The 17,620-nt window shown below is 72.2% G+C and carries 15 protein-coding genes and 1 pseudogene; 5 read left to right on the forward strand and 11 right to left on the reverse strand.

From position 1 onward, the window contains the following. Window positions 1-54 precede the first annotated feature (54 nt). Entirely contained in the window at window positions 55-801 is a 747-nt protein-coding gene (locus DEJ50_RS29360; protein ID WP_150211086.1) for a DUF4118 domain-containing protein, read from the reverse strand. Between the two features lie 302 nt (window positions 802-1,103). Here DEJ50_RS29360 and kdpB point away from each other — a divergent pair, with 302 nt between their 5' ends. Next, the gene (gene kdpB / locus DEJ50_RS29365) at window positions 1,104-3,254 is read left to right on the forward strand and encodes a potassium-transporting ATPase subunit KdpB (protein WP_150211087.1); all 2,151 of its coding nucleotides are present in this window, start codon (window positions 1,104-1,106) and stop codon (window positions 3,252-3,254) included. A 163-nt stretch (window positions 3,255-3,417) separates the two neighbouring features. Here kdpB and lysA read toward each other — a convergent pair whose 3' ends face one another. Continuing rightward, window positions 3,418-4,752 carry a diaminopimelate decarboxylase gene (lysA, locus tag DEJ50_RS29370; protein ID WP_150211088.1) on the reverse strand — a complete coding sequence of 445 codons (1,335 nt, stop codon included), beginning with the start codon at window positions 4,750-4,752 and terminating at the stop codon, window positions 3,418-3,420. Further along, window positions 4,749-5,102: an SAV_915 family protein gene (locus tag DEJ50_RS29375; RefSeq protein WP_150212430.1), complete on the reverse strand. Its 354-nt coding sequence runs from the start codon at window positions 5,100-5,102 to the stop codon at window positions 4,749-4,751. The genes lysA and DEJ50_RS29375 overlap by 4 nt, the downstream gene beginning before the upstream one ends. Before the next feature lie 320 nt (window positions 5,103-5,422). Here DEJ50_RS29375 and DEJ50_RS29380 point away from each other — a divergent pair, with 320 nt between their 5' ends. Next, window positions 5,423-5,914 carry a universal stress protein gene (locus tag DEJ50_RS29380; RefSeq protein ID WP_317852567.1) on the forward strand — a complete coding sequence of 164 codons (492 nt, stop codon included), beginning with the start codon at window positions 5,423-5,425 and terminating at the stop codon, window positions 5,912-5,914. Between the two features lie 6 nt (window positions 5,915-5,920). On the opposite strand, the pseudogene DEJ50_RS29385 reads toward DEJ50_RS29380, so the two are convergent. Both DEJ50_RS29385 and DEJ50_RS29390 read right to left on the reverse strand, forming a co-directional pair. Continuing rightward, window positions 5,921-6,508: pseudogene (locus DEJ50_RS29385) on the reverse strand (TetR/AcrR family transcriptional regulator); the annotation flags it as partial. Window positions 6,509-6,575: 67 nt separating this feature from the next. After that, window positions 6,576-8,561, reverse strand: a complete 1,986-nt coding sequence (locus DEJ50_RS29390) for a discoidin domain-containing protein (protein WP_411757696.1) — start codon at window positions 8,559-8,561, stop codon at window positions 6,576-6,578. Between the two features lie 333 nt (window positions 8,562-8,894). Between DEJ50_RS29390 and DEJ50_RS34150 the strand changes: the two genes are divergently transcribed. Further along, window positions 8,895-9,056, forward strand: coding sequence for a hypothetical protein (locus DEJ50_RS34150; RefSeq protein ID WP_190344755.1), 162 nt, complete (start codon window positions 8,895-8,897; stop codon window positions 9,054-9,056). A gap of 29 nt (window positions 9,057-9,085) precedes the next feature. Next, on the forward strand, window positions 9,086-9,772 hold the full coding sequence (locus DEJ50_RS29395; protein ID WP_150211091.1) for a disulfide bond formation protein B: 687 nt from the start codon (window positions 9,086-9,088) through the stop codon (window positions 9,770-9,772). Between the two features lie 92 nt (window positions 9,773-9,864). On the opposite strand, the gene DEJ50_RS29400 is transcribed toward DEJ50_RS29395, so the two are convergent. Continuing rightward, window positions 9,865-11,064, reverse strand: a complete 1,200-nt coding sequence (locus DEJ50_RS29400) for an aromatic amino acid transaminase (protein WP_150211092.1) — start codon at window positions 11,062-11,064, stop codon at window positions 9,865-9,867. After that, a complete protein-coding gene (locus DEJ50_RS29405) occupies window positions 11,057-12,070 on the reverse strand; it encodes a DMT family transporter (RefSeq protein WP_223837952.1) in 1,014 nt (337 codons plus the stop codon). The genes DEJ50_RS29400 and DEJ50_RS29405 overlap by 8 nt, the downstream gene beginning before the upstream one ends. A 150-nt stretch (window positions 12,071-12,220) precedes the next feature. Between DEJ50_RS29405 and DEJ50_RS29410 the strand changes: the two genes are divergently transcribed. Beyond that, window positions 12,221-12,688, forward strand: a complete 468-nt coding sequence (locus DEJ50_RS29410) for an Lrp/AsnC family transcriptional regulator (protein WP_150211093.1) — start codon at window positions 12,221-12,223, stop codon at window positions 12,686-12,688. Between the two features lie 38 nt (window positions 12,689-12,726). On the opposite strand, the gene DEJ50_RS29415 is transcribed toward DEJ50_RS29410, so the two are convergent. The 4 genes from DEJ50_RS29415 to DEJ50_RS29430 are packed head-to-tail and all read right to left on the reverse strand — an operon-like array spanning window position 12,727 to window position 17,520. Next, complete coding sequence (locus DEJ50_RS29415) at window positions 12,727-13,482, reverse strand: class I SAM-dependent methyltransferase (protein ID WP_150211094.1); 756 nt, start codon at window positions 13,480-13,482, stop codon at window positions 12,727-12,729. Window positions 13,483-13,530: 48 nt separating this feature from the next. Continuing rightward, window positions 13,531-14,730, reverse strand: a complete 1,200-nt coding sequence (locus DEJ50_RS29420; protein ID WP_150211095.1) for an aminotransferase class V-fold PLP-dependent enzyme — start codon at window positions 14,728-14,730, stop codon at window positions 13,531-13,533. A gap of 1 nt (window position 14,731) precedes the next feature. Then, window positions 14,732-16,051 (reverse strand): pyridoxal-phosphate dependent enzyme, encoded by a 1,320-nt coding sequence (locus tag DEJ50_RS29425; RefSeq protein ID WP_150211096.1) that lies wholly within the window; start codon window positions 16,049-16,051, stop codon window positions 14,732-14,734. Continuing rightward, the gene (locus DEJ50_RS29430; protein ID WP_150211097.1) at window positions 16,048-17,520 is read right to left on the reverse strand and encodes a Y4yA family PLP-dependent enzyme; all 1,473 of its coding nucleotides are present in this window, start codon (window positions 17,518-17,520) and stop codon (window positions 16,048-16,050) included. Before DEJ50_RS29430 ends, DEJ50_RS29425 begins: the two co-directional genes overlap by 4 nt. Between the last annotated feature and the right edge of the window lie 100 nt (window positions 17,521-17,620).

The raw sequence follows: 17,620 nt of genomic DNA on the forward strand, positions 1-17,620 counted from the left end.
GGTTCACGGAAAGCCTTAACGCCACCCTTACGGGGGCATGGGTGCGGGAGCGGATCAGCCCTGGGGGGACATCCCTGCGCTGTTCAGGGACCCGCCCACCTGGGCCGCGAGTGCGACGGCGACCAGTCGGGCCTGCTCCGGCGGCAGCGGGCCCGGCCTGGGGTCCAGCAGATAGCGGCCGTAGTAGTGCCCGCCGCCGACCACGCGCAGCTCGGTCTCCCCGTCCGGCCAGTCGGCGTACTCGGTGATCCGGTCCCCCAGGCGCAGCCAGAGGCCGCCGTCGTGTTCCAGGCGGGGCCGGTGCCCGAGCAGCGTCCCGTACTCGAACCGGCAGTCGCGCAGCTCCAGCAGCCCGATCAGCTCCCGCCGCACGTGCTCGACCACCTCCTCCGGCGGGCTGTCCTCGGCCAGCCGGGCGGTCTCCTGGAGGCGGGTGAGATGGCCGGCCTCGGTGACCGTTTCCGCCTCCAGCCGCCGGGTCCGCACCGCCAGCTGCCCGACCACCAGCCCGACGACCAGCAGCAGGACCGCGGTCTCGAGCTCGGCGCGGTCGTCGATGGTGAACCGGTTGTAGGGCCGGGTGAGGAAGAAGTCGAACCAGACCGCCGCCGAGAGCGCCGCGACCACCCCGGCCGCGCGCGTGCCGGCGGCGCCCACCGCCACCACGGCCACCACCAGGATCAGCGCCTCGTTGGTCGAGGACAGGTCGGTACGGAACGGCACCAGCGCGAGGGCCACCAGGAAGGGGACGACGAGGGCCGCGAGCAGGACGATGAGGTCCCGGAGCCGGTACCCGGACATGTCGTGCCTCCCGTCGCCCGTCCACCCCCTCCACCTGCCCCGCACCGGGGCGAAAGCCGCACACCCCACTCTGCTCTCGACGCCCCCCGTACGCCACCGCGGAATCTGTTGACGTGTCCCTGATGGCGCCTTGACGCATCCCGAGCGGAGCCGTCAAGAAGCTGCCAATTACCCCTGGAAGCACGGGCGGCATTCCAAGATCGGGCAGTAGCTTCCTGCCTGGTGCGCCGCCGGGGGGCCGTACCCGTCGTACGACCGGACCGGCCCACGCCCGGCACCCACGAACTCAACAGAAGGTCCTCATGTCTCCCGCCGCCGCGCAGCACACCTCACCGGTTCCCGGGACCACTCCGCGGACACCGGGTCCCCGGCCCTCGCGCAAACGCCCCGGACCGGCGAGCATGCTGGAACCGGAACGGCTGGCGGCCTCCGCCCGGGACGCGGTCCGCAAGCTGCACCCGCGGGAGCTGGTGAAGAAGCCGGTGCTCTTCGTCGTGGCCGTGGGGTCCGCGCTCACCACCCTCTCCGCGCTCATCCACCCGTCCGTGTTCACCTGGGTGATCGGCATCTGGCTGTGGCTGACCGTGCTCTTCGCCAACTTCGCGGAGGCCGTCGCCGAGGGCCGCGGCCGGGCCCAGGCCGAATCCCTGCGCCGGGCCCGGACCGACACGGTCGCGCTGCGCCTGTCGCACTGGAACTACGGCACCAACCTGCACGCGGCCGAAACCGAGGCGGTCACCCCGGCCGAACTCCAGCCCTTCGACTTCGTGCTGGTCGAGGCCGGGGAGCTGATCCCGGCCGACGGCGATGTGGTGGACGGCGCCGCCATGGTGGACGAGTCCGCCGTCACCGGCGAATCGGCCCCCGTCCTGCGCGAGTCGGGCGGCGACCGCAGCGGTGTCACCGGCGGCACGACGGTGCTGTCCGACCGGATCGTCGTACGCGTCACCTCGCGCCCCGGACACTCCTTCATGGACCGCATGATCGCCCTGGTGGAGGGCGCGTCCCGGCAGAAGACCCCGAACGAGATCGCCCTCAACATCCTGCTGGCCGCCCTGACCGTGGTGTTCGTCCTGGTCGTGGTCAGCCTCCAGCCGATGGCCGGATATGCGAAGGCCGCCCAGTCCACCACCGTCCTGGTCGCCCTGCTCGTCACCCTCATCCCGACCACCATCGGCGCGCTGCTCTCCGCGATCGGCATCGCCGGCATGGACCGTCTGGTCCAGCGCAACGTCCTGGCCATGTCCGGCCGGGCCGTCGAGGCCGCCGGCGACATCAACACCCTGCTCCTGGACAAGACCGGCACCATCACCCACGGCAACCGCGAGGCGGCGGCCTTCGTCCCGCTCCCCGGCATCGACCTGATCAAGCTGGCGGACGCCGCCCAGCTGTCCTCGCTCGCCGACGAGACCCCCGAAGGGCGCTCCGTGGTGGCCCTCGCCCGCCGGCACGGCCTCCAGCCGCCCGCCGAGGGCGAACTGAGCAACCCGCGGTTCGTCGAGTTCAGCGCCCGCACCCGGATGAGCGGGGTCAACCTCAGCTGGGACAACGGCGCCGGCTGCGCCATCCGCAAGGGCGCGGTGGCCGAGGTCGCCGACTGGGTGGCGCTGCGCGGCGGCACCGTGCCCGCCGAGGCCGCCGCCTGGTCCGCCTCGGTGTCCGCCTCCGGCGGGACGCCCCTGCTGGTCGCCGTGCACGACTGGGACGGCCCCCGCATCCTCGGCATCGTCCACCTCAAGGACGTGGTCAAGGACGGGATGCGGGAACGCTTCGAGGAACTCCGCCGGATGGGCATCCGCACGGTGATGGTGACCGGCGACAACGAACTCACCGCGCGGGCCATCGCCGCCGAGGCCGGAGTCGACGAATACCTCGCCCAGGCCACCCCCGAGGACAAGATGGCCCTCATCAAGCGGGAGCAGGCGGGCGGCAAGCTGGTCGCGATGACGGGTGACGGCACCAACGACGCCCCGGCGCTCGCGCAGGCGGATGTCGGCGTCGCGATGAACACCGGTACCTCGGCCGCCAAGGAGGCCGGGAACATGGTGGACCTGGACTCCAACCCCACCAAGCTCATCGAGATCGTGGAGATCGGCAAGCAGCTCCTGATCACCCGCGGCGCCCTGACCACCTTCTCCATCACCAACGACGTCGCCAAGTACTTCGCGATCATCCCGGCCATGTTCGCCTCGGCCTATCCGGGCCTGGACAAGCTCAACATCATGGGCCTGTCCTCCCCGGAGTCGGCCATCACCTCCGCGATCATCTTCAACGCGCTGATCATCATCGCGCTCATCCCGCTCGCCCTGCGCGGAGTCCGCTACACCCCCGCCTCGGCCCACGAGCTGCTGCGCCGCAACCTCACTCGGTACGGCCTCGGCGGCCTCGTCCTGCCCTTCATCGGCATCAAACTCATCGACCTCGCGGTCTCGGCGATCCCCGGACTGCGTTGAGGACACGTCAGGATGACATCGCTCCCCGTGCATGATGGGGGAGATCGCCCCCGTCACCCGCGAGGTCATCTGCGCCGCCGAACCGGACCGGGCCCGGCGCCCGCACGTCCACGCAGGGTGAGACGGGGGAGCCGGGCCCGGAACGAGACCTCCGGCGGGGGAGTCAGCCGCCGATGTCCCGGTGCCGGATGTCCTCCAGCGTCTCCCGCCGGACCAGCAGCCGGGCCGTCCCCTCGTGGACGGCCACGACCGGGGGCCTGCCGACCAGGTTGTAGCCGGAGGCCATGGACAGGTGATAGGCCCCCGCCACCGGTACGGCGAGCAGGTCCCCGGGGTGGACGTCCCCCGGCAGCTGCACATCGGCCGCCAGGATGTCGCCCGCCTCGCAGTGCCGGCCGACGACCGTGGCCGTCCGGTCCGGCGCCGTGCTGCTGCGGCCGACCAGCCGCGGCGCGTACCGCACCCCGTACAGGGCGGGCCGCGGGTTGTCGCTCATACCGCCGTCGACCGCAACGAACCCCCGGTCCCCGGTCTGCTTGACGGCCAGGACCCGGTAGAGCGCCACCCCGGCCGGACCGACCACCGCCCGCCCCGGCTCGATGGCCAGCCGGGGCACGGCCAGACCGGCCGCAGCGCAGCTCTCGAGGAGTTCGGTACGCAGCCTGCGGGCGAGGGCGGTCAGGTCCAGCGCCGGCTCGCCGGGCCGGTAGGCGATCCCGTGGCCGCCGCCCATGTTCAGTTCGGGCAGCACGATCCCGTGGCTGTCGCGGATCCGGGCCATCAGTCCCACCATCCGGCGCAGGGCGGCCACATACGGCTTGACCTCGGTGATCTGCGAGCCGATGTGGCAGTGCAGACCCGCCGGTTCCAGCTGTGGCTGCCCGAGGATCCGGGCGATGGCGTGCTGCGCGGAGCCGTCGGTGAGGGACAGGCCGAACTTCTGGCCGGCCGTCCCGGTACGGATCTTCTCGTGTCCGCCGGCCGAGACCCCGGGCACCACCCGGACCAGCACCTTCTGCCGTCCGTCCGGCCCCACCGCGGCGGCCAGCCGGGCGATCTCGGACGGGCTGTCGATGACGATCCGGCCCACCCCCAGCCGCAGCGCGGTTGCGATGTCGCGCGGCGACTTGGCATTGCCGTGCAGGGTGATGCGCTCGGGCAGGAAACCCGAGGTGACGGCGAGCTCGAGTTCGCCCGCCGAGCACACGTCGAGACCGAAGCCCTCCTCGTCCATCCAGCGCACCATCGCGCGGGACAGGAACGCCTTGGCGGCGTACAGCACATCGGCCTCGGGGAAGGCGTCCCGGTAGGTCCGGCAGCGGGCCCGCACCTCGCCCTCGTCCAACACGTACACGGGGGTGTCGAAGCGCTCGGCGATCTCGGTCAGCGACACCCCGCCGACGGACAGCCCGCCGTGCCGCAGGCGGCTGGTGGAGGCGGGCCAGACGGACAGGTCGTCCCGGCCGGCCGCGGCCTCGGAAAGAGCGGCGACGGTCACGGAATCATCCCCCCTTGCACGGCCCGGACCCGGCTCCCGCCCGGCTGCGCCGGCAGCGGGGTGACGGCGGGGGCGGAGAAGACCGGGTCGATCGTCAGCCGGCCGACGCCCAGTGCCCCGGCGATGGCGCGGAGCACCGGTGTGGAGAGCCGGATCCAGGGCTGGTCCGCACCGAGTGTGGTTCCCAGCAGCCCGGGTGCGGTGAATCCGACGGCGGTGCGCTCGCCCAGCGGGGTGCGGAACATCCGGAGCACCACCCCCGCCGTTCCCGGCCGGACGGGCACGTAGAGAAGTCCGGCCGGGCCCTGTTCGTCAGGCTCGGGGTCGTCGGCGTACCGGAACAGGCACATGAGGTCCTCCTCGAAGAACCACGCAATGCGAACGGTGTGGGCGGCCCGGGTGCGGGGAGGCAGACCGGGACGCGTCACCGAAGCTATCCCTGCACACCGGGCTCCCCTGCCACCCCATGACGGGACCCATACGCCGACGGGCGCAGTCCATACGGATCACTGACGGCGGAACACCGCCGGCATCAGGAAACCGTCAGGGTTGGCACCGGCGGCGTCAGAAGGCCGTCAGAGCCCATGTCCCACCCGCCGCCCGGGCCTTTTCATGGAAGGCCGGAGCGAGATGGAAGGGGGCGGCAGCGGTGCCGAGAATCGTGGTCGGAGTGAGCGGAACCCCGGGAAGCCTGGCGGCCCTGCACCGGGCCGCCGCCGAGGCCCGGGCCCGCGACGCCGGCCTGTGCGCCGTCCTGGCCTGGGCCGCCCCGGGCGGTGAACTCGGCAGCCGCAGCTCCTGCAATGTCTCGGCGCTCGCCCAGTGCCGGGCCGCGGCCGTGGACCGGCTGCGCGAGATCCTGCACGGTGCCTTCGGCCCGGGATCCCCAGGGGTCCCGCTGGAGGGCCTGACGGTACGGGCCACCCCGGGCGCGGCCCTGGTGCGCACCGCCGACAACCCCGAGGACCTGCTGGTCGTGGGCACCGGATCGCGTGCCCCGCTGCGCCGGCTGGTCCGCCCCTCAGTGGCCCGCTACTGCCTCGCCCATGCGGCCTGCCCGGTCCTCACCGTCCCGCCCTCCCCGCTCGAGGCCGAGCTCGACGCGGTCCACCGGCGCAACCTCTGGCGGCTGCCCATGGACGCCCGGGAGCTGTCCCCCTGACCGGCCGACCAGCGCGGCCACCTGATCGGCGATCAGGTCCAGGATGGCCGCCGATGCGGCTGCGTCCTGGCCCAGTACCAGGAAGTTCAGGGTCAGCCCGTCGGTCAGCGCGGCCAGATAGCGGGCCAGCACCGGTGCGGGCACCCGCAGGTCGAGGGGCATCTCCGCGCTGAGCTCCTCGAGCAGTTCGCGGTAGATCTCGGCGTACCGCTCGTGCTGCCGGCGGGCCAGCTGTTCAAAACCCGGCGTGCGCAGCGCGTACTGGGTGAGTTCGTAGGTGAGCATGTGCTCGCCCGGATGGGCCAGGACATGGTCCCAGTAGGCCCCGAATCCGGCCCGGATGGTCTCCCGCAGGGTGCCGCGCGGCCGGAGCGCCTGCCGCACCACCCCCACGTAGTGGTCGGTGATGGCCGAGATGACGGACTCCAGCAGGGCCTGCTTGGAGTCGAAGCAGTAGTGGAAGACGCTCAGCGACACGCCCGCCTCGGCGGCGATCGACCGGGTGGTGGTACGCGGCACCCCGTCCCGGGTCATGGCGCGGATGGCCGCCTCGGTCAGCTGCCGGCGCCGTTCGGCCAGCGGCCTGCGGGTCATACGGGTGGTCCCTTCGGTGCTCCGGTCCGCGGCCGGACGGCCGCGGACCGGTGGTGCGTGCCGTGCGTCAGCTGCTGTAGACGCCGACCTCGTACAGCGAGTAGCCCCACTGGGTGCCGCGCTGGACGCCCTGGACGCGCAGGTGGCGGGCGGGGGTCCCGGCGATCTGGATGGTGTCCAGGCCGCCGTCACCTGTGGTGGTGGACCAGACGGTCCGCCAGGTGGAGCCGTCGTCGGACAGCTCGATCCGGTACGCCTTCCCGTACGCCCGCTCCCAGTCCAGGGTGATCCGCTTGACCAGCTGCGAGGACCCGAGGTCGAGCTGGTACCACTGGCCGTCGCTCCACTCGCTGGCCCAGCGGGTGCCCCCGTTGCCGTCCACGGCCCGGCCGGGCGCGTAGGTGGTGAACGGGTTCCACCACTCGGTGGTCGAGGCGGCTGCCGGGACGCCAGAGGCGAGGTTCACCCCGGCCTTGTGCTTCTCCGAGGCCCCCCAGGTGTCCAGGTAGGACTCGGCGCCGCGGAACAGGTCGTCCACCACGCCCTGGCCGCCGACCTTGCGGATGTCCTCGATCCAGTCCGGCACGAGTCCGACGTGCGAGGCGCCGTCGGTGTTGAGGTCCCAGGTGCGCTGCCCGGTGGTCTGCCGGTCGATGACCGAGCCGCCGTCGGCGCTGCGGAAGGGGTACGTGACCTTGTTCGGGGCGTCCGCGCCGCGCGGGCCGGGCCAGCCGCCGACGCCGTTCATGTCGGTCCCGTATCCGTAGCCGACCCCGTACTTGTCGCGCAGGGCGTCCTTGGCCTTGGCCTCCGCGCTGAACGCCTCGGCCCCGTTCATGTACTGGGCGGCGAACCCGCCGAGCTTGTACAGCCGTTCGGTCCAGCTGTTGTCCATCCAGCTGTGCGAGGAGATCACGCCCGGGTAGGACTCCGACTCCATGATGTCGAAGGCCCGGCCGGCGGCCTTCACGCTCATGTGGTCGATTTCCAGCATCATCTTGCGCTTCATCATCCCGCGCACCGCGTACTCGCCGAGTTCGGTGAGCCCGCGGGTGTTGCACCGGGCGTTCTGGTCGTAGCCGGGCACGCTCACTCCGGCCGGCAGCTCCTTCTCCGCGTTCGGCGCCGCGGCCAGGCCGATCGGGTTGTCCTTCTGCGGCCCCGCGCACTGCTCGGTCTGCCAGAAGGTCCCGGTGGAGAGGAACTGGCCCACATTGATCGCCGTGCCGAGCGCACCGGAGTCGAAGCGCACCCCGCAGAGCGCGTTGTCGAACTTGTGGCACAGGAACATGCTGCGCACGCCGAGCCCGTGCAGCTCGTCCAGACCGCGGTCGATGTCCGCCTTGCTGCACTGGGAGACGTCCAGGATCATCTTGCAGCCGAAGGGCTCGGAGGTCTCGACTCCGAGGATCACGGCCAGCTTGCCCTGGGCGATGACCTCGCGGGCCTGGGCGCTGTCGGTGACGATCCGGAACCAGCCCTTCCCCGGGCCGCCGAACATCTTGTCGATGTAGTCCTGCATCTCGTACGTCTTCTTGGCCTGCAGGCGGATGGAGGTCATCTCGTCGCAGCTGCGGTCCTTGAAGAAGTAGACCGAGCAGATGACCCCGTTGGTGACGAGGTCGTTGACGAGCACCCGCTGGCCGCCGCGCCAGGCCCGCTCGATCCAGGCGTAGTAGTTCTGCTGGTGGGTCAGCGAGTCATGGGCGGGCCAGTCCTTGAAGGTCGGCCAGCCGGTCGCGTCGTGGTTGCCGTCGCCGCCCTTGGTGATGAAGTCGAAGACCGCGAGCGTGGGGTGTTCGGGGCAGTCCTTGAGCGCGTCGGCGACGCCGAGCTCGGAGAAGGGCTTGCCGCAGATCAGCCGGCCGCCGAAGGCCTCGTTGGACATCAGGTGGTTGTGCGCGTCGACGAACCCGCGTACCTCGCCCTGGGCGTTGGTGCCCTTGAAGGGCTCGCCCGTGATGTTGATCCCGGAGTCGGGCGCCGGCCGGGCGGTGGGGTTCCACCAGCCGGGGTCGTCGGCGGCCGAGCCGGGCGCGGGCCCGAGCACCATGGCCAGGGTGGCGAGGAGCAGCGTCAGTACGGCGAGGGGCCGGCGTGGTGGGCGGGGCCGGTGCCTGCTGCTGGGTCCGGATCGGGCCATGGTCTTCTTCTCCAGGGGGGGATTGTCATGCTCCGCGCAAACATTGGGAACGAGAATCCCGACTGTTGTAACCGGAGTCAAGAGTCCGGGACAGATGACCTGATGATCCGTCGGATTCCGTTCAGCCCCCGGAACCGGGCCATAAGCCGGCCCTATGGGTGCATCGGTTTATGACCCCTACCGGCCGGTTTCTCCCGGGCGGAAAGTGAAGGTGTAAACCCCCTCCGATGAAGCAGGGACCTCATGTACACCCTCCTCTTCCTCCTCATCTTCCTGTGTGTCGTGGCGGTGTTCCGCGACCGGTCGGACCGCGTCCGGATGCTCCTGTGGACCGGAACCCTGATCGTCAGCGTGGCCGCGTTCCTGCCGCACGTCTTCGACCACACCTTCCACATCGCCCTCTGAGCCCCGCGTTCCCGAGGAGGAGACCTCCCATGAGCACCACCACCCTGACCGGCGCCACCGCCACCGCCACCGCCACCGCCACCGCCACCGCCCCCGCCGCCGACAGCGGCGCCCGCCCCGCCGCGCTCTCGCACCGGCTCGGCCTCTGGTTCACCCACGCCTATGTGATCGGCCTGTGCGGAACCCTCGCCGGCGCCTACTTCTTCCAGTTCGGACTGGGTGAGTACCCCTGCCCCATGTGCCTGCTCCAGCGGATGTTCTTCCTGCTGAGCGCCCTCGGCCCGGCCTGGATCATCGCCCGCTCCCGCAAGGGCGCGGTGACCTCAGGCACCTGGGCCGCCGGCTGGGGCTGGGCCGTGGTGGCCGCGCTGGCCGGGAGCACCGTCTCGGCCGCCCAGGTCCTGATGCACATCGTGCCCCCGGACCCCGGCTACGCCGGTGCCCTGTTCGGCCTGCACCTGTACACCTGGGCCCTGATCGCCTTCCTTGCCGCGGCCATCGCCGCCGGCGCCGCCCTCTTCCTGACCGAGTGGGCCCAGCCCCTGGACGCCGGAACCGCCTCGCCCGCCCTGCGCCGGGCCGCCGGTGTCACCCTGGCCATACTGTTCGTCTTCGCCGCCAGCAACCTGATCGCCTGCTTCCTGCTCCAGGGCTTCCACTGGCAGATGTCCGGCGACCCCACCGCCTACCGCCTGTTCACCGACCTCGGCTTCTGAGCCGCGGCCCCGCACCACACGAAAGCGCCCGACCGGGTACCAGCCCGGTCGGGCGCCTTCCTGTCTGTCTGCCTGCCTGCGTGCCGGCCCGGTCAGTGCCGGGCGTCGGCCGTGTCCATGACCGCCGCGATGCCCTCCGCCAGGCAGCCGATCCGGTCGGCCGGGATGCCCGCGATGTTGATCCGGCCCGCGGTGGTGCCGTAGATGGCGTACTGCCTGCGCAGCAGGAGCATCTGGTCCACCCGCAGCGGCAGCATCGAGAACATCCCCTTCTGCCCGGCGAGCGTCTGCGCCTGCGCGCCCCGGCCCAGGGCGGTCAGCCGGGCGGCGAGCTCCGTCCGGTTGGCCGTGATCCGGGCCCGCATGACGTCCAGCTCCGCCTGCCAGGCAGCGCGCAGCCCCTCGTCCTCCAGGATCGCCGTCACCACCGCCGCCCCGTGCTCCGGCGGCATCGAGTACTGGGTACGGGCGGCGTTCTGCAGGGCCGTCTCGGCGTGGGCCACGGTCCGGCGGGAGGAGCCGAGCACGATGGCGCAGCCGGTCCGGTCGCTGTACAGACCGAAGTTCTTCGAGCAGCTCACCGCGATGAACATCTCCGGCACCCGCGCGGCCAGCATCCGGGTGGCCCACAGGTCGGCCTCCAGGCCGTCCCCGAGCCCGTGGTAGGCGAGGTCGACGAACGGCACCCAGCCGTTCCGGACGGCCAGTGCGGCCACCGCCTCCCACGCCTCGGCCGAGGGGTCCACCCCGGTGGGGTTGTGGCAGCAGCCCTGGAGCAGGACCACATCGTCGCGGCCCGCGCCGGCCAGGTCCCCCAGCATGCCCGCCGCGTCGAAGCCGCCCTCGGCATCGCGCCAGCGGTACGTCCGCACGGTCAGCCCGGCGGCCTCCAGGATGGGCCGGTGGTTGACGTAAGCCGGATCGCTGATCCACACCGTGGTGCCCGGGCGGGTCCGGCAGATCAGATCGGCCAGCAGCCGCAGCGCGCCGGTGCCCGCGACGGTCTGGACGGCCGCGGCACGCTCGGCGGGGCCGCCGGCCCCCAGCACCATGGCCAGCATGGCCCGGTTGAAGGCGGCATTGCCGGACAGCCCGCGGTACTCCTTGGAGGCGGACCGCTCGGCCAGCCGGATCTCGGCCTCGCGTACGGCGGTCATCACGGGGGTGGTTCCGGTCCGGTCCCGGTAGACGCCGAGCACCAGGTTCAGGCGCTCGGGCCGTTCGTCGGTGCCGAACTCGTAGGTCAGGTCCCACAGCGGGTCGACGGGCGGCGGCGGAAGGAGCTCAAGCATCGGCGGGGACCTCGGGTCGCGGGCGGAGAGTGCGGAGAGTGCGGGAAGTACGGGGAGCGCGGGGAGTGCGAGGGGCGCGGTTGGCGAGCACCACACCCGCGGTGATCAGGGGTACGCCGACGAGGACGGCGAGGGTGGGCGATTCGCCGAGCAGGGGGACGGCGAGCAGGACCACGACGACCGGGCTGAGGCTGCCGATCACGGAGGCCCGCTGGGCGCCGAGCCGGCGGATGGCGAAGGCGTAGAGCAGGCCGGCGCACAGCCCGACCCCGAGCCCCTGCACGACCAGGAAGAGCGCGATGTCGGCGCCCGCCGCCCCGGCCATGCCGGTCGGCAGCACCCCGGTCGCGGCCAGCAGCGCGATCACCGCGAAGGAGGGCAGGCACAGCAGCCCGATCGACCCCACCGGATCGAGGTCCACCTCCTTCAGCCCCACCGTGTACAGGGCCCACAGCCCGCTGGCGACCAGGAGCAGGCCGACACCGGCCGGCACTCCGGCGTCCAGCGGTACGAGGTGCCGACCGACCAGGGCCAGCACCCCGGCCGCGATCAGCGCGAGCCCGGCCGCCTGGGTGCCGCGGGGCACGCCGTGGCCGCGGACGACCATCAGGGCGGAGACGAACAGCGGGACCATGCCGGGCACGATCGACCCCACGAAGGCCGCGGAGGTCAGGGAGCCCCCGTACATGGCCGCCAGGAAGAACGGCACCCCCGCACCACAGACGATCTTGACTGCGGCGGAGAGCCGTACCGCGGCGATGCGCTGCCGGCGGCGCCACAGCGCCGGCGCGAGCACCACCAGCGGAACGCCGAAGCGCAGCAGGGCGGCATCGGCCGGCAGCAGGGAGGAACTGCTCAGGGCGCGGGCGCTGAGTGCGAAGGCGGCCCAGATCGCCACGGTCACCAGCAGCGCGAGCATGCCCTGTGCCTGCGGTGAGAGCCGGCCCCGGAGCGGGGTTGCCGCCGAGCGGGGCGGTGCCACCCCCGTGGTGTGCGTCGCGACCAAGGAGGTTGCTCCAGCCTGTGAGACCCGGTTTTCCGTACCCGGGCAACGCTAGGGCTTCGGCCGGGGCAGCCGATTGCCAGTTCTGCCGCTCGGACATACGTTTGGGGCAGGATCTGCCAAGAACTGCCGAAGAACAGCCCTGGAGGCCCCGTGGACGCCGTCGATCTGCAGATCATCCGTGCCTTGCAGGCGGACGGCCGGCTGTCCAACCAGGACCTCGCCGACCGCGTCCGGCTGTCCCCGTCCCCCTGCCTGCGCCGGGTGCGCCGCCTGGAGGAGGCGGGTCTCATCCGCGGCTACACCGCCATGGTCGACCAGGTCGCGTTCGGGCTGCCGATCACCGTGTTCGTCCGGATCCGCCTCGAACGCCACACGGCGGAGGCGGTCAGGGTCTTCGAGGAACATGTCGCGGTCATCGAGCACATCCAGGACTGCTATCTGATGGCGGGCAGCAGCGACTATCTGCTCCGCGTGGTCATCGAGAGCCTCCAGGCGTACGAATCCCTGGTCCGCCACAAGATCCATGCCATCCCGGGCATCGCATCGATCGAATCGAGCTTCGCCTACGGCAGCGTCAAACAGTCCCGCACCTACCCCCGCCCGGCCCCGGGACCGTGATCCGGACGGCCGTACGAGTCTCACCGGCCGGACGGCCGTCAGCGCACGGCCACCAGCACATGGCTGTTGCCGAACTGCCAGACGGTTCCCACCTCCGCGAACCCCGCCTCCCGCAGCAGCCCGACATGACCGGACAGCGGCAGGTCGTTGCCCTCGCAGGGCGGGTGGCGGCGCTCGCCCCGGCGGGCCAGGAACGGGGCGAGCTCCGGGTCGGCGGCGGCCCCCGACCACCAGGACTGCCAGTCCTCGTGGATCAGCGCCAGGCACCGCTCGGCCTGCCGGCGGCCGATGTCCAGGGCGAGTTCCCGCACCTTCGCGGAGTCCGGGCTGATGTGGTCGCCGTTGACCAGGACCCCGCCCGGCCGCAGCCGCCCGGCCAGGTCGGCGTAGACCTGCTTCAGGGTGTCCTCACCCAGGTAGTGCAGGGCGGTGGTGGACACCGCCGCGTCCACCGGACGGTCCAGGGCGAGCGCCTCGAGCCAGTCCGGCGCGCCGATCAGCGCCTCCACGTACCGCAGGGTGCTGCCGTGGTGGGCCCGGCCCAGCTCCAGCAGCAGCGGATCGGCGTCCACGGCCACCACCTCCGCGGCGGGCAGCCGGCCGGCGAGCCGGGCGGCCAGCGAGCCCGGTCCGCTGCCCAGGTCCAGCACCAGCGGAGCGGGCCGGCCGAGCGTCATGTGCTCGACCACGTCCGCGATCACCGTGAACCGCTCCTCGCGGTCGACCGCGTACCGCTGCTGCTGGCACTCCCAGCGCTCCACCCAGCGCGCCGCCGCCACCGTACTCATGCCCATAGCGATCGCGTCGCCTCCGCCGCCGTGACCAGTCCGTGCTCATGAAAATCATTGCAGTCCGGCCAGAACGGTGAGCAGTGCCTGCATCTCTTCGGGTGTGTTGTACACATGGAGGCTGACCCGCACCGAGTCTTCCCGTACACTCCGCCCCGCCTGGCAGTGCCCGTCGGAGCGGACCATAAAGCCCTCGCCGAACAGGATGAACCCCAGGTCCCGGGCATCGATCCCGCGGTGCCGGAAGGTCACCAGGCTCGTCCGGCGCTGCACCTCGGACTCCGCCGCCAGACTGGTCCGGCAGCCGAGCACCTCGTACGCCTCCAGCCGGCTCAGCCCGTCGGTCAGCTGCGCCGCCAGCGCCGTGGTCCAGCGCTCGATCCGGTCGGTGCCCGCCTCCTCCAGCCAGTCCAGCGCCGCCGCCAGCGAGGCGATCCCGGCCGTGTTCGGGGTGCCCTGCCAGCCCCCGGGCGAGAACTCCGGCCCCCGCCGGCCGCGGGCCCAGACCGCCCCGGTGCCCGGCAGCGCGAGCGCCTTGTGCCCGGAGAACACCAGGAAGTCCACGTCCAGCCGGTCCACCGACACCGGCAGGTGCCCGAAGCTCTGCGCGGCGTCCAGCGCGATCACCACCTCCGGGCCGACCGCCTCCCGCAGCCGGTGGACGTTCATATCGGCCCCGTAGACGTGGTGCACATGCGTGGCGGCCAGGAAGCGGGTGCGCGGCCCCACCGCCCGCGCCAGGGCGCGGACGTCGTAGTCGCCCGAGCCCTCCTGACACGGCAGCTCCCGGACCCCGATCCGCACCCCCTGACGGGCCAGCAGCTCCTGAACCTCCAGCCAGGGCGCCAGGTTCGCCTGGTGGTCGCCGAACGGCACGACGATCTCGTCCCCGTCGCGGAGGAACCCGGGCAGCCAGTCCCGCGCCACGGTCCGCAGCCCCTCCGAGGCCCCGCTGGTGAAATGCACCGAGGAGCGGCCCGGATCCGGATCGCCCAGGAACTCCTTGACCCGCTCCCGGGTCCGCTCCACCATCGCGGTCGTCCGGTTGGCCCAGGGGTAGGAGCCGCGCCCCGCATTGGCGTTGCAGGTGGTCAGGTACGCCGCCACCGCGTCCAGCACGGCCTGCGGCTTCTGCGCGGTGGCCGCGCTGTCCAGGTACGCCTGCCCCGGATGGCCGGCCACCAGGGGGAACTGGGCGCGCAACGGGCGCTGCCAGGCGGCCAGCGCCTCGAGTTCGTCCGTGAATCCGCCCATGTCAGTCACGCACCAGCGGGGCGCCCGCGTCCCGCCAGGCGATGATGCCGCCGGCCAGACTGCGGACGTCCGGATGGCCCATCCGGGTCAGCAGGGCTGCGTACCGGGCGGACTTCTCGCCCACCGGGCAGGCCAGCAGCACCGGCCGGGACCGGCTGAACGGCAGCCCGCCGCGGAGTAGTTCCTCGAACAGCTCGTCGACGATGTTGACCGAGCCGTCGATGTGCAGGGCGGCGAAGGCGAAGGGGCCGCGCAGGTCGACCACCAGCGGCTGTCCCGTCTCGATCCACTTCTGCGCCTCCCCGACCTCCACGACGGGGGCGGCGGCGAGCTCCGCACTCGTCAGCGTGGCCACCGAGTTCCGCACCGGCGGGCGCCCCAGCAGTTCCGGCCGGCGGCGGCCCACATAGCCCAGATAGCTCTCCGCCCGGTCGCACACGATGAACACGGCGGTCCGGCGCTCCGCCGACGCGGTGTCCAGCGGCTTCAGATGGCGGACCGCCCCCGCGTAGGCGGCCCCGCCGGTGGGGCCGGAGAGCAGCCCGCACCGGCGGATCAGGGTCAGCATGCCGTCGATGGCCTCGTCCGCGCCCACCGCTTCGATCACGTCGTACGTCGCCGGGTCGAACAGCCCGACCTCCTGCACCTCCTCGGCGGTGCGGATGCCGGGGATGAACTCCGACTTCTCCCCGACCAGACCGATCACCTGCACGGCCGGGCGGTGGGCGCGCAGCGCCGAGGCCACCCCGGTGGACGAGCCGGCGGTGCCCACACAGGCGATGAACCAGTCCGGGGCGCGGCCGTCCAGATCCGCGATGATCTCCGGGCCGGTTCCCTGGGCATGGGCCTCCGCGTTCAGCGGGTTGAAGTACTGGTCGGTGTGCAGGTGGGTGCTGCCGGGCTGGTTCAGCCGCTGGTGGAAGACGGTCAGCGGGTCCGAGGTGTCGGTCGGGTCGAGGCATTCGCTCTGCCCGGGCAGTTCCTCGATCTCGGCGCCCAGCAGCAGGAGCAGGTCCTTCACCTCCGGGATCCGCATCCGGTTGGTGACGCTCTTGAACGGCAGCCCGTGCAGGCCGGCGATCAGGGCCAGGGCCTTGGCGGTGTTGCCGCTGGACAGCTCGACGACCGTGGCGCCGCGGGCGGCGGCCTCCGGCAGCTGGTCGCGGGCCATGTTCCAGGCCGCCCGGTCCTTGAGCGAGCCGAAGGGGTTGAGCATCTCCAGCTTGGCGTACAGGTCGATATGGCGCAGCCCGTGCACCTGCGGGTCGATGCGCACCAGCGGGGTGTTGCCGATGGCCTCGGTGATGCTGTCGTACCTCATGCGTCCTGTCCCCCCGTGTCCGTGACCGGCCAGTACTGTTCGTCGAGGCGCCAGTGCCAGGTGCCACCTCCCTCCCGTACCGCGACCTTCCGGGCCACGGGCTGCTGTTGGGCCCGGGTGGCGGTGAAGTCCATGCAGTACCCGGCCGTGTTGGGGAAGGCGAGGAGGTCGCCCGGCCGCGGCAGGCCGGGCAGGAACACCGTCCGGCGGGTGATCAGGTCCGATTCCAGACACAGGTTGCCCAGCAGGTGCACGCCCACCGGGCCCCCGCCGCCCGCCGCCGGCCCGCCCCCGGGGCGGCGCAGCAGTACCGGGTCCATGAGCACTCCGTGCTCCTCCAGGCCGACGTCCGCGGCGTTCATCCCCAGCCGTACCAGCCACCCGCCGCCATCGGTCTCGCGCACCTCCAGCACTCTGCCGAGGGTCAGCCCGCACTGGTCCACCAGGGCCCGGCCGGGCTCGGCGTACAGATCGCACAGGCTGTCCAGCAGCAGGGTGCCCAGCGGGCGGCCCAGGCCGGGCGCGGGGCGGGACAGCAGTTCGTCGAGGTAGGCCGGCCCGGCGACCGGCCGGTATGCGGGGTAGAGCGCGAGCGCCCCCTTGAGCGTGCCGTTCTCGGCCCGCAGGCCGTAGCCGTGCCCGCCCCAGGTGAGGGGGGAGCGCCGGCCCATCACGGCGTCCGTGAGGGCGGTGGTGTACCGGTCCCACTGCCCGCCGTCGGCGAGGTAGCCGACCCCGAAGCCGCCGCCGATGTCGATCGCGCGCGGCCGGAAGTCCCGTAACCGCAGGTCCTCCATGGCCCGCAGACAGCCTTCCAGCGCGGTGGCCTTCTCGTCGATTCCGGTGGTGTCGAGGTGGTAGCCGACCCCGATCGGCTCCAGGGCGTCCCGGTGGTCCTCGAGCAGGTCGAGGAGCCGGCCGAGTGCCTTCACGGAGGTTCCGAACCGGCTGCGGCGGGAGAGCATCCGCGCCCCGGAGGTCTCGAACCCGGACAGCCGCAGCAGGATCCGGAGTCTGGGGAGCCCGTAGCCGCGCACCAGGCGTGCGGCCTCGGCCAGTTCGGCGGGACCGTCGGCGTTGACGACCACCCCGGACCGGGCGGCCAGCCACAGGAACTCCGGGTCCTTGGGCCCGGTCGCCAGGATCCGGTCCGGGGTGAACCCGGACCCGAGGGCGTGCTGCAGCTCGCCCAGGGACGCGGCGTCGAGTCCGGCCCCGGTGGCGGCCAGCCGGCGGACCAGGGCGCTGGAGCGGTTCGTCTTGTGCGCGAAGAAGACCCGGCCCGGAAGCCGGTGGCGGCGGAAGACGGCCTCGAACTCCGCCAGATTCCGGGCGATCCGGTCCGGCAGCACCACATTGAGCGGCGACCCGAGCGCGTCCGCCAGTGTGTGCAGGAACGGGCCCGAGCCCAGCAGCGATGCCAGGTCCGGGCCGAGCTTCGGTTCCAGGTACAGAGGAGCGTCGCTCATCCCGGCAGTTCCTCCCCGGCGAGGCAGGCGAACCGGACCGGCCCCGGCGGCGGTTCGTACGGCTCTGCCCATCATCGGGCCCGGTGTTCCCCGGCTCCAG

It is taken from the genome of Streptomyces venezuelae (assembly GCF_008642295.1).
Lineage (GTDB): Bacteria > Actinomycetota > Actinomycetes > Streptomycetales > Streptomycetaceae > Streptomyces > Streptomyces venezuelae_C.

Excerpts from the sequence above, each read along its gene's own strand:
- kdpB (WP_150211087.1), top strand. The coding sequence starts at position 1,104 with ATGTCTCCCGCCGCCGCGCAGCACACCTCACCGGTTCCCGGGACCACT.
- DEJ50_RS29420 (WP_150211095.1), bottom strand. The coding sequence starts at position 14,730 with ATGGGCGGATTCACGGACGAACTCGAGGCGCTGGCCGCCTGGCAGCGC.
- DEJ50_RS29360 (WP_150211086.1), bottom strand. The coding sequence starts at position 801 with ATGTCCGGGTACCGGCTCCGGGACCTCATCGTCCTGCTCGCGGCCCTC.
- DEJ50_RS29400 (WP_150211092.1), bottom strand. The coding sequence starts at position 11,064 with ATGCTTGAGCTCCTTCCGCCGCCGCCCGTCGACCCGCTGTGGGACCTG.
- DEJ50_RS29375 (WP_150212430.1), bottom strand. The coding sequence starts at position 5,102 with ATGTGCCTGTTCCGGTACGCCGACGACCCCGAGCCTGACGAACAGGGC.
- DEJ50_RS34150 (WP_190344755.1), top strand. The coding sequence starts at position 8,895 with ATGTACACCCTCCTCTTCCTCCTCATCTTCCTGTGTGTCGTGGCGGTG.
- DEJ50_RS29415 (WP_150211094.1), bottom strand. The coding sequence starts at position 13,482 with ATGGGCATGAGTACGGTGGCGGCGGCGCGCTGGGTGGAGCGCTGGGAG.
- DEJ50_RS29390 (WP_411757696.1), bottom strand. The coding sequence starts at position 8,561 with ATGGTGCTCGGGCCCGCGCCCGGCTCGGCCGCCGACGACCCCGGCTGG.
- DEJ50_RS29395 (WP_150211091.1), top strand. The coding sequence starts at position 9,086 with ATGAGCACCACCACCCTGACCGGCGCCACCGCCACCGCCACCGCCACC.
- DEJ50_RS29425 (WP_150211096.1), bottom strand. The coding sequence starts at position 16,051 with ATGAGGTACGACAGCATCACCGAGGCCATCGGCAACACCCCGCTGGTG.
- DEJ50_RS29430 (WP_150211097.1), bottom strand. The coding sequence starts at position 17,520 with ATGAGCGACGCTCCTCTGTACCTGGAACCGAAGCTCGGCCCGGACCTG.